The 12,833-nt window shown below is 66.9% G+C and carries 9 protein-coding genes; 4 read left to right on the top strand and 5 right to left on the bottom strand.

From position 1 onward, the window contains the following. Positions 1-106: 106 nt before the first annotated feature. The 3 genes from gltX to KY501_RS05370 form a co-directional block, all read right to left on the bottom strand. A complete protein-coding gene (gene gltX, locus KY501_RS05380) occupies positions 107-1,597 on the bottom strand; it encodes a glutamate--tRNA ligase (protein WP_224361435.1) in 1,491 nt (496 codons plus the stop codon). A gap of 12 nt (positions 1,598-1,609) precedes the next feature. After that, complete coding sequence (gene leuS, locus KY501_RS05375) at positions 1,610-4,123, bottom strand: leucine--tRNA ligase (protein WP_224361434.1); 2,514 nt, start codon at positions 4,121-4,123, stop codon at positions 1,610-1,612. A gap of 664 nt (positions 4,124-4,787) precedes the next feature. Next, positions 4,788-6,008 carry a hypothetical protein gene (locus KY501_RS05370; protein WP_224361433.1) on the bottom strand — a complete coding sequence of 407 codons (1,221 nt, stop codon included), beginning with the start codon at positions 6,006-6,008 and terminating at the stop codon, positions 4,788-4,790. A gap of 124 nt (positions 6,009-6,132) precedes the next feature. On the opposite strand from KY501_RS05370, the gene KY501_RS05365 reads away from it, so the two are divergent. Next, on the top strand, positions 6,133-6,750 hold the full coding sequence (locus tag KY501_RS05365; RefSeq protein ID WP_224361432.1) for a hypothetical protein: 618 nt from the start codon (positions 6,133-6,135) through the stop codon (positions 6,748-6,750). An 18-nt stretch (positions 6,751-6,768) separates the two neighbouring features. Here KY501_RS05365 and KY501_RS05360 read toward each other — a convergent pair whose 3' ends face one another. Next, on the bottom strand, positions 6,769-8,547 hold the full coding sequence (locus KY501_RS05360; RefSeq protein ID WP_224361431.1) for an arginine--tRNA ligase: 1,779 nt from the start codon (positions 8,545-8,547) through the stop codon (positions 6,769-6,771). A gap of 150 nt (positions 8,548-8,697) precedes the next feature. Here KY501_RS05360 and rdgC point away from each other — a divergent pair, with 150 nt between their 5' ends. The 3 genes from rdgC (at position 8,698) to KY501_RS05345 (ending at position 12,127) form a co-directional block, all read left to right on the top strand. Continuing rightward, complete coding sequence (gene rdgC, locus KY501_RS05355; RefSeq protein WP_224361430.1) at positions 8,698-9,348, top strand: recombination-associated protein RdgC; 651 nt, start codon at positions 8,698-8,700, stop codon at positions 9,346-9,348. Continuing rightward, a complete protein-coding gene (locus KY501_RS05350) occupies positions 9,335-10,009 on the top strand; it encodes a hypothetical protein (protein WP_224361429.1) in 675 nt (224 codons plus the stop codon). The genes rdgC and KY501_RS05350 overlap by 14 nt, the downstream gene beginning before the upstream one ends. A gap of 351 nt (positions 10,010-10,360) precedes the next feature. Then, positions 10,361-12,127, top strand: coding sequence for a serine/threonine protein kinase (locus KY501_RS05345; RefSeq protein ID WP_224361428.1), 1,767 nt, complete (start codon positions 10,361-10,363; stop codon positions 12,125-12,127). On the opposite strand, the gene KY501_RS05340 is transcribed toward KY501_RS05345, so the two are convergent. Then, the gene (locus KY501_RS05340) at positions 12,128-12,760 is read right to left on the bottom strand and encodes a DUF2378 family protein (RefSeq protein WP_224361427.1); all 633 of its coding nucleotides are present in this window, start codon (positions 12,758-12,760) and stop codon (positions 12,128-12,130) included. It abuts the gene before it with no gap. Between the last annotated feature and the right edge of the window lie 73 nt (positions 12,761-12,833).

The following is a 12,833-nucleotide window of genomic DNA, read 5'->3' as shown; positions in this document are numbered from 1 at the left end:
AACGGCTTGCGGGGGAGGCGGTGTTCGCCAGTTTACTATGGGTTGCTCTGGCGATCACATGGGGAGGACCCAGTGTGAGGAGCTGTGGGCCCCCTCCTCCGCAGCGTTACTTCTTGGGTTCTGCCGCGGGCTGTGGGTCCGGCAGTTTGGCGGCCTTGAGCTCCGAGATGGCGGCACGGATGCGGGTGCGCACCCGCTCGCGGCCGAGCACGGCCATGGTCTCGAAGAGGGGCGGAGTGGCCTTCTTGCCCGTGACCATGAGGCGGACCGGCGCGAAGAACTCCTTGGCGCTCACGCCCTTCTCCTCGCAGAAGGCGCGCATCAGCGCCTCGATCTTCGGGGGTGAGAAGTCGAAGCAGGTGTCCACCTTTTCCACGAACTCCTCGTAGAGCTCCACCGCCTCCTTCTTCGTCTTGCCCTTGAGGAGCAGCTCGGCCACGGGCGGCGAGACGCTGCCCTTGAAGAAGAAGTCCGCGTAGCCGATGAAGTCCTCGCTCTTCTCCACGCGCTCGCGCACCTGCTGGACGATGCGGGTGAGGTACGAGTCGCTGAAGAGCTGGTCCTTGAGGTACTTGACCCACTCGGCGTCCGAGGTCTTCTCGCGCAGGTAGCGGCCGTTGAGCCATTGCAGCTTGGCCAGATCGAACACCGGACCGCCCAGCGAGATGCGCTCCATCTTGAAGTGCTGGACGAAGTCCTCGAGCGAGAAGATCTCCCGTCCATCCTCGAAGGTGAAGGCCATCATCCCCAGGAAGTTGATCAGCGCATGGGGCAGGTAGCCGGCCTCGCGGAAGTAGCTGAGCGAGACGGGGTTCTTGCGCTTGGAGACCTTGGACTTGTCCGCGTTGCGCAGCAGCGGCAGGTGCGCGAACTGGGGCGCCTCCCAGCCGAACGCCTGGTAGAGCAGGACGTGCTTGGGCGTGGAGGTGATCCACTCCTCGCCACGCATCACGTGGGTGATGCCCATCAGGTGGTCGTCCACGATGTTGGCCAGGTGGTACGTCGGGAAGCCGTCGCTCTTGAGCAGCACCTGATCGTCGATCTCGCTGTTCTCGATCTTGATCTCGCCTCGGAGCAGATCGTTGAACACCGTGGTGCCCTCGCGCGGCACCGCGAGCCGCACCACGCCGGGCGCTCCGGCCTTGATCTCCGCCTGCACCTCCGCGGGGTCGCGGTCCCGGCAGCGGCGGTCGTAGCCGGGGTTCTGCTTGCGAGCCATCTGCTCCTTGCGCACCTGGCTCAGGCGCTCCTCGGTGCAGGAGCACCAGTAGGCCTTGCGCGCCGCCACCAGCGCTTCGACCTGCTCGCGGTACAGGTGCAGCCGCTCGCTCTGCCGGTAGGGCGCGTGGGGGCCGCCGATGTCGGGGCCCTCGTCCCACTGGAAGCCCAGCCAGCGCAGGGACTGGAGGATGGCTTCCTCGCTCTGCCGGGTCGAGCGCGTCTGGTCCGTGTCCTCGATGCGCAGGAGGAACTTGCCGCCGCGCTGCTTGGCGAACGCGTAGTTGAAGAGGGAGATGTACGCGGTGCCCACGTGCGGGTCACCCGTGGGCGAGGGAGCGATTCGGACCCGGATGGGTCGGTGATTGGGGACGGTCATGGCGAGGGTCTCTCAAGCGACCACGATGTTCACGATCTTTCCAGGCACCACGATGACCTTCTTCACGGCCTTGCCCTCGATGTGGCGGGCCACGTTCGAGATCGCCAGTGCCTGTTCACGGACGGTGGCCTCGGGAGCCTGGCGGTCGATCTCCAGGCTGCCGCGCAGCTTGCCGTTGACCTGCACCGCGTAGGTGATGACCGCGTCGATCGTGAGGGCATCGTCGTAGGTGGGCCAGGCCTGCTGCACGAGGAAGCCGCTGCCGCTGAGCTTCTCCCACGCCTCGTCTCCGAGGTGCGGCGCGAACGGGCCGACGAGCTTGATGAGCGTGAGCAGATCCTCACGCGTCGCGCCCTGGGCGGTCAGCTCGTTCACGTACTCCATCAACCCCGAGAGCGCGGTGTTGAACTGCATCCGATCGAGATCGTTCGTCACGCGCTTCGTCGTCTTGTGGCGCAGGCGCTGGTGCGGATCTCCGCTGGGAGCCTTGGCCGGGTCATGGTCCTCGACGAGCCGCCACGTGCGCCGCAGGAACCGGCTGCAGCCCTCGATGGCTCGCGGATCCCACGGCTTGGACATCTCGAACTCGCCCATGAACATCTCATAGAGGCGCAGCACGTCCGCGCCGTACTCGGCGACGACGTCGTCGGGGTTCACGCCGTTCAGCTTCGACTTGGCCATCTTCTCGACCTGGACCTTGAGCTTCTCGCCGGTCGTCTTCAGGAAGGCTTCGTCTCCACGCATCTCGACTTCGCTGAACTCGTGGTAGCGCTCCTGCGCGTCCTGGTACGTGTACGCGAGCACCGTGCCCTGGTGGCGCAGCTTCTTGAACGGCTCCTTGGTGGAGACCCAGCCCAGGTCGTAGAGCACCTTGTGCCAGAAGCGCGAGTAGAGCAGGTGCAGCACCGCGTGCTCCGCGCCGCCCACGTACAGGTCCACGTTCATCCACTGTTTCTCGATGTCGCGGGACCAGGGCTCCTGGGCGTTCGTCGGATCGATGTAGCGCAGGTAGTACCAGCACGAGCCCGCCCACTGGGGCATCGTGTTCGTCTCGCGCCGGCCCGGGCCGCCGCATTTGGGGCAGGACTTCTCCAGCCACGAGGGGATGTTCGCCAGCGGAGACTCTCCCGTGCCCGAGGGCTCGTAGCGCTCGACCTCGGGCAGCAGCACCGGCAGCTCGGACTCGGGCACGGGGACCGCGCCGCACTTCGCGCAGTGGACGATGGGGATGGGTTCGCCCCAGTAGCGCTGGCGTGAGAAGACCCAGTCTCTCAGGCGGTAGCTGACCGTGTACTTGCCCTGGCCCTTGGCCTCGAGCTGCGCGGTGATCTTCCGCTTGGCCTCGGCGGTGGGCAGCCCGTCGAGGTCTCCCGAGTTCACCGCCACGCCTTCCTCGGTGAACGCCTGACCGGCCTCGGGCTCGCTCTTGACCGGGCGGACCACCTGCTTCACGGGCAGGCCGAACTTCACCGCGAACGCGTAGTCGCGCTCGTCATGGGCAGGGACGGCCATGATCGCTCCCGTGCCGTAGGTCGCGAGCACGTAGTCGGCGATCCAGATGGGGATGCGCTGGCCGTTCACGGGGTTGAGGGCGTAGCCACCGGTGAAGGCGCCGGTCTTCTCCTTGGCGAGCTCGGTGCGCTCCAGGTCGCTCTTGCGCCGGGCCGCCGCCTGGTAGTCCGCCACGGCCTGCTTCTGCTCGGGCGTGGCGAGGCGTTCCACGAGCGCGTGCTCGGGCGCGAGCACCATGTACGTGGCTCCGTGGAGTGTGTCGGGCCGCGTGGTGAAGACGCGGATCTCGGAGTTGGCGGCGGGGCCATCGGCAACCCGGAAGATGACCTCCGCACCCTCGGAGCGGCCGATCCACTTGCGCTGCATGGTGAGGGTGGATTCGGGCCAGTCCACCTCGACGAGGTCTTCCAGCAGCCGGTCCGCGTAGGCGGTGATGCGCAGCACCCACTGGCGCAGATCCTTGCGCTCGACTGGCGTTCCACAGCGGTCACATTTGCCGCTGACGACCTCCTCGTTGGCCAGGCCCGTCTTGCACGAGGGACACCAGTTGATGGGCATCACGGCCTCGTAAGCGAGGCCCTTCTTGAAGAGCTGCAGGAAGATCCACTGCGTCCACTTGAAGTACTTGGGATCGGTGGTGTTGACCTCGCGGTCCCAGTCATAGGCGAAGCCCACCGAGTCGATCTGGCGACGGAAGTTGGCAACGGCCTTCTCGGTCGTTACTCGCGGGTGGATGCCCGTCTTGAGCGCGTAGTTCTCCGCCGGGAGGCCGAAGGCGTCCCAGCCCATCGGGTGGAGCACGTTCCAGCCCTGCATCCGCTTCCACCGCGTGAGGATGTCCGTGGCGGTGTAACCCTCGCAGTGGCCCACGTGGAGGCCCGCGCCGGACGGGTAGGGGAACATGTCCAGCGCGTAGAACTTCGGCTTGGCGGGATCGAAGGTCGTCTTGTGGAGCCGCGCCTCCTGCCAGCGCTTCTGCCACTTGGGTTCAACGGTGCGGTGCTCGTAGGCCATGGCGCGGCACCATACATGACGCGGCGTGGGGTGCTGCTGCGCGAGTGCACCGAGCTGCATCGTGGGCGTCTCTGCTCTCTTGACGCTGCCAGGGGGCATCGTTACTGTGCCCAAGAACAACCGACGTGGCGCCGCAGCGCCTATCGCGTGCCCTTCCCCACAGTTTTCGGACTGACGCCCTCCGCGCCTTCCTGGTGCGGCGAACAAGTCGCGTGTGTCCTTCACCCTGCGAGGCCATGACGGCCTCGCTTAGGCCCGGCTCTGCCTCGCGGTGGAGTTCGGTGCCAGCCCTGCCGTGTTTCGCGGCGGGTTCCACCCGTCCCTCGGGGCTTCAGCCACCCTGCGGGCTTGTCGTGCCCTGGCTGTCTTCGGATGTATCGATGTGAGTCGTGCAAGAAGGCCGTGGGTCCTGGAGTCTCCGCGCACCGTGTGGAGGTCGCCACCCGCTTCACCACGTACCCCGCTCGTTCTGCTGTCCACCGCCAGCGTCTGAATGGGCGCACCCGCTGGGCCGATGACCCGGGCGGCACTGGCGAAGAAATCGCTCGCGAGAAGCAGGTGTGCTCGGACTGCGCGCGCAGCGGTCCACGGGCCAGGTCCATGAACTGAACTGGGAAAGAGGGGATCCGCGCCTGGCGGTGCGGATTCCCCTCTCCGGAGTCTCTTATGGAGCTTTCCTCAGAGACGAATCCGGTGGGAGGAAGCGGAGCATGCATGCCATCTCATCGCGCAGCATCGCTTCCTTGAAGGCTTCGCGCGTCGAGCGAAGAGGCCAGCGGAGGAGATTGGCCCGCGACACGGCCTTCATGGCGGCGGCTCCCTCCTCGCGTATTGCGGAGGCTTGCTGGCTGCGGACCTCGTCGCCCACCAGGCGGGCTCCATCCTGCATCAGCCGGGTGCCCAGCATGCGTTCGAGGAGCGTGGACTCCTCGGCCATGCGCGAGCCGATGCGCCAGAGGGCCTCGCCAAGGCGTCGCAGTTCCACGGGGGAGAGCACTGCTTCGGAGGCTTCAGTCCGCTTGAACAGGAGGTAGGCAGGTTCATTGGCCATCGACTCGACGACGAGCATGTAGGCGGCTTGAGTGGGTTGGGGGTGGCTGACGGCCTCGAAGTGGCGCAAGGCGTGGTGGTAGAGCGTGTGAAAGTCCGTCTCGCGCCAGTCGGGCAGGGCGGCGATGGCCTCGAGCGCCTTGAGATCCTCGGGAGTGAAGGGCGCATCCGGGGAGGAGCCCTCCAGCAGCAGCAAGGCGGGGTACTGCATGGCCTTGGGAGCGGCGAGGGTCAACTCCGACAGCCGCGCACGCACGGTGTCAGAAGCCTGGGCGCGCAGCTTCCTGGGGAGCGACTCGCTGTGGAAGAAGGAGTCAGCGGCGAAGATGAACTCGGGCGGATTCAGCTCACGCAGATGCCGGAGGATCAGCCGCCCATGTGTGGCATCTGGTCCCAGGGAGAGGGCGAGCAGGAGTTCTGTCTCGGAGGAGCCGGTGCGGAGCTCCAACTCATCAGGGCGGGTGTCCTCGCTGGCGTTTTCTTTCGGGAGAAGGCGCGAGTCGCTGAAATCCGGACGGCCGAGCTCATCCCACGCCTGAAGGAACGCATCGAACCCGCTAAGGGAAGGGCGCTCACGCCGGAGCGTGAGGAGCGACTCGAGCAGTTTTGCCTCGGGGGACTCAGGATTCGCCTCGCGCAGCGCGCGGATGTCTTGGGCGGCGCTATCCAGGTTGCCGGATTCGAGGGTGGCACAGGCCCGGGAGAAGTGCTCCGCCGAGAGGGTGTCTCCGGCGCCAGGTGCGGCGGCCCAGGAGGCGATGCCGAGCAGCCCAAGGCCCAGCGCGAGCGGGACTCCAGAACGCAGGAACGGAGGACGGCGGATGCATGTGAGCATGGCTTCTCTCCTCTTGCGCCGAGCGTAGCCCTCGCGCTCGGTCGCGACTAGGGCTTCGGTTCACCGACCTCATGGACGCGGCTATGATGGAGGCAGATGCCCCCTGCGCGGGGAGGGGTGCGCCATGAGAAGGTTGCCACAATTACTTGCCATCATCCTCTCAGGCTGCGTGCGGAGTTCGAGCCCTCAGGTGTCAATGATCGAGGAGGACAAGTCTATTGTCTTTCCGGAGTTCGACGCAGAATTGCCGGTCGTCGTCGGAGCGAAGGGACATCCATATGAACTGGATGGCGTGACGCTCCGGGCCCTCACGATTGCCGCCAATGACTACATACCTCCTGGCGCCCAGCCGAGGGACTGTTGGCAGACCCAAGAAGCGCAGCAGTATCGTGTCATCCGCCGGGGAGACATCATCTTCGTGGAGATTGGGGTGGACCCCCACAGTCATTGTGAGAAGAGAGTCATACCGCTGGATGACGGCCTGAGGTACGCCATCAGCACCGATGGCCGCATCCTCAGGCGTTTGGCCACGGGTGAGCCAGATGGCTCCCAGCTTGATCCCTCGGATGCAGGCGTGGAGAAGTCCTACCCAGTCTCCGAAGAAGAGATGCGCATTCTTCTGAGGGGAGCGGATGCTCCAAGCTTCATACCTCCGCAGTGGCGCAAGGATGGCGGAAGCCCCGCGAGCCTCGAATCACAGGCCCGCGGGGTTCCCGATGGAGGAATCCCTGACGGAGGGTAGAACTCCTCCTGTCTCCGCTCACTCCTCTTCGGGCGGGGCCTCCATGTACTCGGGGGCGCTGATGCCCAGCAGCGCGAACGCACTGCGCAGCGTCTGCTTCAGCGCCGCCACCATCGCCAGCCGGCCCTGCGTCTTCTCCGCGTCGCCGCTGATGATCGGGTCCGTCTTGTACTTCGTGTAGTAGCTGTGGAAGTCCGTGATCAGCTCCTGGCAGAAGTACAGCACGTGGTGCGGTTCGAGCCGCTCCGCCGCGCTCGCCACCACGTCTGGCAACTGGCTCATCTTCTTCAGCATCGCCAGCTCCTCGGGCAGCTGCAGCCGCGCCAGGTGCTCCGGCTTCAGGCCCTCCAGCCCCACGAACGGTGAGCCCTTCTCCACCGCCTTCTTCAGGATGCTCGCGCACCGCGCGTGCCCGTACTGGAAGTAGAAGACCGGGTTGTCCTTCGACTGCTTCTGCACCAGGTCCAGATCGAAGTCGAAGCGCGAGTTCGCCGTCTTCATCAAGAACAGGAACCGGCACACGTCCGGACCCACCTCGTCGATGAGGTCCTCCAGCTCGAACACCGTGCCCTTGCGCTTGGAGACCTTCACCTCCTCGCCGCTCCGGGTGATGCGGACGATCTGCACCAGCAGGAACTCCAGCCGCTTCGGATCCAGCCCCAGCAGGATGATGCCCGCCTTGATGCGAGGCGTGTGCCCCGCGTGGTCCGCTCCCAGCACGTCGATGATCCGGTCGAAGCCCCGGTCGTACTTCTCCTTGTGGTACGCCAGATCCGCCGTCAGGTACACCGGCGTCCCGTCATGCCGCAGGATGACGCGGTCCTCGTCGTCCCCGTGCTGGCTCGTCGTCAGGAACGTGCCGCCCTTCTGGCGATCCGTGTACTGCGCCGCCTTGCTCTCCTCGCTGCGCACTTTCTCCGTGTCGCGCCGGGCCTCCGTCGCCTCGTACGTCACCCCGCGCTTCTTGTACTCCTCGGCGACCGCCTTCACCTTGCCCGCCGCGTGCAGCGAAGCCTCGCTGAAGAACACGTCGTGCTTGATGTTCGCCTTCTCCAGGCTCTCCTTGATGGACTTCAGGTTCTCCCGGACCGCCACCGCGATGGCCGGCTGCAACCACTCGGACTCCGGCGCCTTCAGGTACTTCTCGCCGATCTCCGCCTTCCACGTCTTCGCGATGTCGATGACGTACTCGGCCGGGTACTCACCCTCGACCAGCTCCACCTGCTCGCCGAAGAGCTGCCGGTAGCGCTTGTGCACCGTGCGCCCCAGCGTCAACACCTGGTTGCCGTAGTCGTTGATGTAGAACTCGCGCGTCACCTCGTGCCCGGCCGCCTCCAGCAGCCGCGACACCGCGTCGCCCATGAACGCCCCGCGCGCATGGCCGATGTGCACCGGCCCCGTGGGGTTCGCCGACACGAACTCCACCATGACGCGCTTGCCCGTCGACTTCGGCGCCCGCCGCCCGAACGCGTCCCCCACGCTCAGCACGTCGCGCGCCACCTGCTGGATGACCTGCTCCTTCAACGTGAAGTTCAGGAAGCCCGGGCCCGCCACCTCCACCTTGGCGACGATGCCCTCCTTGTCCACCAGCCCCTTCACGATGGCGTTGGCGATGTCGCGGGGCGGCTTGCCCTCAGGCTTGTTCAACAGCATCGCCACGTTGACCGCCCAGTCTCCGTGGGCCGCGTTCTTCGGGGGCTCCACGCTGTAGGCGGGCTTCTGCTCCAGCTTGAGCGTGCCGGCTGCCTTCAACGCCGCGAGCGTTTCATCGATGACTGCGAAAACCTTTTGCCGCATGGGGACGTCTTTCTCCATTAACCGGGCTTGAGGGCTGCGCAATCTAGGCAGAATCCGCCCCGGCTTCACGGCTTCCTTGCGCCCTCTGATAGGTGTCGTACCCCAGGTGGCTTGACTGACGCATCTGGTCTCCTCATTGTGCCGCGCCTCATGCCCGTCCTGCGTGGTGCCGTCACCTTCTCACGCTTCCTCGTCGAGCCTGCCGAGGGAGCTCCCGCGGACCTCAAGCGCTCGCTGTCTCGCGCGCTCAAGGCCCGAGCCTTCGCCCCCATCGAACGCCGCTCCGAGGAAGAGCGGGCCGCCGGTTTCGTCGAGCTGGAGAACCACGACGCCTCCGAGTTCAACGCCGGCAGCCTCTTCTATGGTGAGTACGCCCTCTTCGCGTGGCGCATCGACGCCATCAAGATCCCCAGCCCCGTGCTCCGCGCCGAGCTCGACAAGTGGTCCGCCGCCTTCGAGAAGGAGAAGGGCCGCGCTCCCAGCCGCGGCGAGAAGGCCGAGAGCAAGGGCTCCATCCGGCAGATGCTTCGCAACCGCGCCGTGCCCATCACCAAGGTGCATGACGTGAGCTGGAACCTGAAGTCCCAGCAGCTGCAGATCTGGGCCGCCTCGCGCAAGGCCGTGGAGGAGGTGCTCAACGGCATCGAGGCGGCCTTCAAGGTGAAGCTCACTCCGCTCATTCCCGCCACTGCGGCGGCGCGCATGGGCATCGAGGAATCGGCCCTGGGGCCGACCGCGGAGTTGATTGGAGTCGAGCTGGCCGCTGAGTTGCCGGTGGAGGTGCGTCATGGGGAAGCGTGAGCAGGCCCGCGAGGAAGCGGCCTTCATGCGAGGTGATGTCGGCGTCGACGGCGCCGCCACCGAGGAGAAGAAGGACACGGCCGAAGTCGAGCGCGACAAAGCCCGCGAGGCACTCCTTCGCGGCAAGGCGTATCTCGGACGCGAGTTCCTCACGTGGTTGCTGTGGCGCTCGGAGGCGGGCGAGCCGCTCGTCCAGTTCGAGAAGGCCGGAGTCACCGTCCTCTTCATCGGGCGCGTGGTCCTCAAGGGCGTGAGCGGAGATGTCACCGAGTTGTCCGCTCGCGGCTCCCTGGCGCCGTACTCCGAGCAGGTGAAGCACTCGCTGGATCGCGGCCTGCTCGTCCATCAGGCGCGCCTGCTGCTCACCCATGCCGAGAAGGCCTATGAGGCCACGCTGGACGCCGAGTTCCTCGACATCCGCGCCGCCAAGCTCCCCGCCCTCATGAGCGAGGAGGAGGACTCCCAGCTCGGTGAGCGGCTCTATCTGGCCGAGCAACTCTCCAACATGGTTCACACCTTGGTGGAGGCCTTCATCACCGTGCGTGCGGGTCGCGCCTGGAGCAAGCAGGTGGTGCCCGCCATGAAGGAGTGGATGCGCGGCGAGGAAGGCACTCGCAAGCAGACCGTCATGCAGCGCGCCGCCAGCGCCCGCAAGCGGTAGGCGCATCGGTGCTCCTGCCGTTCAGCGTTGCAGAGGCTCACACCTGTGGAGCCCTGCGACGGATGACCTGCAATCTCGGAAAAAGCCGGTAGATGCTGGAGTCTCCATTCAGGGGGCTCCGGTAAAAATGACGGTGCCCTCGCACCCCGCACTCCGCCCCTCTCCGCTGCTTCGAGGGGTTCGAGCGTCGGGTAGGCGACTCCAGCCCTCTGCACGAACGTTGCAGTGATCCGCTCCCGTATGTCGGCGGCGGCGGATTCACGTGGGGGGGTGGCGTTGATGGGGTGCGTTCACTGCCAGGCAGTTCATCCCGCCGGGAGTGCATGCCCGGCGTTCTCCGGTGCTTCCGCGATGGACGAGGTCAACTCACTCGTAGGCCAGCGGCACGGTCCCCTCATCTTCGAGCGACTGCTCGGGCTGGGGGCCGTGGGTGCTGTCTACCTGACGATGCACCCGCCGACGGGGGCCCGCTTCACCGTGAAGGTGCTGCACCCGCCCCTGGCCGCGAGCTCCATGGTGCGCACCCGCTTCTATGTGGAGGCCCAGGCGGCCAGCCGCGTCATCCACCGCAACGTCGCTCGCGTGCTCGATGCGCGGCCGGGCCCCGGCGGCCAGCCCTGCGTCCTCATGGAGTACGTCGAGGGTGATCCCCTGTCGACGCTGCCGCTGCCCATGCCTCCCGCGGAGGCCACGGCCCTGCTCATCCAGGTGCTCGAGGGCCTCGAGGCCGCGCACGCTCGCGGCGTGGTGCACTGCGATCTCAAGCCGGACAACATCGTCATCACCCGGGACAAGCAGGGTCAGCGCCTGGCGAAGGTGCTCGACTTCGGCATGGCCAGCGTCCTGTCCGCCTGCTTCTCCCCAGAGGAGCTCGCGGCCGGTGTGTCCCTGGGTTCGCCCTCGTATATGGCTCCGGAGCAGTGGGAGACCACCGCCGCGGACACCCGCATGGATGTGTATGCGCTGGGTGTCATCGGCTACCGGCTCCTCACCGGGCGTCTGCCCTTCGGCCGTGGCCGGATGACCGAGGTGCTGCTCCACCAGCAGGAGCAGCGTCCGCCTGCTCCGCACACCTTGGACTCGCGCATCCCGCCGGTCCTCTCCATGGTGCTGATGCAGGCCATCGCCCGGCGGCCGGAGGAGCGCTTTCCCAGCGCTCGCGACTTCCAACTCGCGCTCATCGCGGCCCAGCGCCGCATTCCCCGGCCCACGATGACGTTGCAGGCCGTCGCGCCGCGCGTCGAGGGGCCCTCGGGCTTACAGGTGCGCGTGGGCGGGCTGGGCAGCCCGGAGCCTCGATCCGTTCGCGCCAGCGACGTCACCGCGGAGGGGCTCTTCATTGCCTTCGAGGGCGCTCCGCCGCCGCTCGCCGCGCGGCTGCCCCTGGAGCTCTCCTTCCAGGGCCGCTCGGTCATCTGCGCGGGGGATGTGGTTCGCCACGTCTCGCAGGACGAGGCGCTCGGATGGGGTGTCTCCGCCGGCTTCTTCGTCCACTTCACCGAGCCCTCGGAGGCGCTCAGCGCCCTGGTGGCCCAGGCTCGGGATGGCGCCAGCGAGCCGCTGCCGGATCCCGAGCTGGCGCAGCTCCTCGCGCGCACCGCCGCGCTGGGCAAGGATCCCTACGTCTTCCTCGGCCTGCCGCCCTCCGCGAGCTTCGATGAGGTGCGTCAGCGCTCCGAGGCCGCGTACCGCCGCGTGGAGACCTTCTGGGGGCGCACGATTCCCCAGAGCCAGCGCCGCGATCTAGAGATGCTGCGCGCCCGGGTGGAGGCCGCGCGGCGCACGCTGGGAGATCCCCTCACTCGCGCGGGCTATGACGCCAGCAAGGGCAACGCCCACGGCATCGCCCGGTGCATCGCCGCGGGGCTCACGGAGCAGGCGGTGGACCCGATGCGCCGGGCCTACCTCTCCGCCCGACCGGGGGCCGAGGCCCGCGCGCATGCATTCTTCGTCCAGGCTCGGAACCTGGAGGCGCAGCACTCGCTGAAGGCGGCGCTCGATTGCTATGCCCAGGCGCTCGCGCTGGACCCGCTCAACATTGCCGGGCAGCGCCACTACTGGGCACTCCAGCGGCGCATGCGCCCGATGACGATGTCGCTCCCGGCGATTGCCCGGTAGCTACTCCCACGTCACCTCGTACTCGCTGTCGAGCAGCCCCAGGGAGCGCGATCGCACCTGGGGCTTCTTGACGCGCAGGGCCTCGAGCACCGCCAGCAGCACGCCCTCGGAGTGGTAGAGCGGAAAGAAGTCCCGCGTATAGGTGACGATGACGCACTTGTCTCCCTTGGGCGTCACCCGCCGATCGCCAAAGCTCACCGCCGCGCGGTAGGCCTGCGAGATGCTCCCGAGCAACCGCTGGGGCGAGCCGCCCGCGAGCACCATCAATGTCTTGCCGGCCATGGAGTGCAGGAAGTCCCGCGAGGTGTAGATGCCCAGTTGGCGCGCGGTCTCCTCCGGGTTGCCGAGGCTGGGCGCGAGCACCTGCGACGCGGCGACGCAGAGCCGGAGGAAGTCCCGGGCCGGGTAGCTGGAGAAGCTGATGAAGCTCCGCTCGAAGCGGATGTCTCCGAGCAGGGCCCGGCACTGGCCCAGGGCTGGCTCGCCTCCGTACGTCTTCACCAGGGACAGGATTCCGTTGAAGAACATCCCCCGCACGGTGTCCTCGGACGTTGGCAGGGGCACGTACCGCGCATAGGCGGACTCCCTTCCCAGGCCCCCAGAAGACGTCACCGGTGCATTCGGATGGTTCATCGCGACTCCCCGTAGGGCATTGCTACGGAGGGAGCCTACCCCCAGGGTTGGGCCAGGTCTTCCCTTTTCGTGG

Source organism: Hyalangium versicolor (assembly GCF_020103695.1).
GTDB lineage: Bacteria > Myxococcota > Myxococcia > Myxococcales > Myxococcaceae > Hyalangium > Hyalangium versicolor.
Note: the sequence above shows the minus strand (reverse complement) of the source record. Positions and strands in the feature narration are given on the sequence as shown.

Excerpts from the sequence above, each read along its gene's own strand:
- gltX (WP_224361435.1), bottom strand. The coding sequence starts at position 1,597 with ATGACCGTCCCCAATCACCGACCCATCCGGGTCCGAATCGCTCCCTCG.
- leuS (WP_224361434.1), bottom strand. The coding sequence starts at position 4,123 with ATGGCCTACGAGCACCGCACCGTTGAACCCAAGTGGCAGAAGCGCTGG.
- KY501_RS05345 (WP_224361428.1), top strand. The coding sequence starts at position 10,361 with ATGGACGAGGTCAACTCACTCGTAGGCCAGCGGCACGGTCCCCTCATC.
- rdgC (WP_224361430.1), top strand. The coding sequence starts at position 8,698 with ATGCCCGTCCTGCGTGGTGCCGTCACCTTCTCACGCTTCCTCGTCGAG.
- KY501_RS05365 (WP_224361432.1), top strand. The coding sequence starts at position 6,133 with ATGAGAAGGTTGCCACAATTACTTGCCATCATCCTCTCAGGCTGCGTG.
- KY501_RS05370 (WP_224361433.1), bottom strand. The coding sequence starts at position 6,008 with ATGCTCACATGCATCCGCCGTCCTCCGTTCCTGCGTTCTGGAGTCCCG.
- KY501_RS05350 (WP_224361429.1), top strand. The coding sequence starts at position 9,335 with ATGGGGAAGCGTGAGCAGGCCCGCGAGGAAGCGGCCTTCATGCGAGGT.
- KY501_RS05360 (WP_224361431.1), bottom strand. The coding sequence starts at position 8,547 with ATGCGGCAAAAGGTTTTCGCAGTCATCGATGAAACGCTCGCGGCGTTG.
- KY501_RS05340 (WP_224361427.1), bottom strand. The coding sequence starts at position 12,760 with ATGAACCATCCGAATGCACCGGTGACGTCTTCTGGGGGCCTGGGAAGG.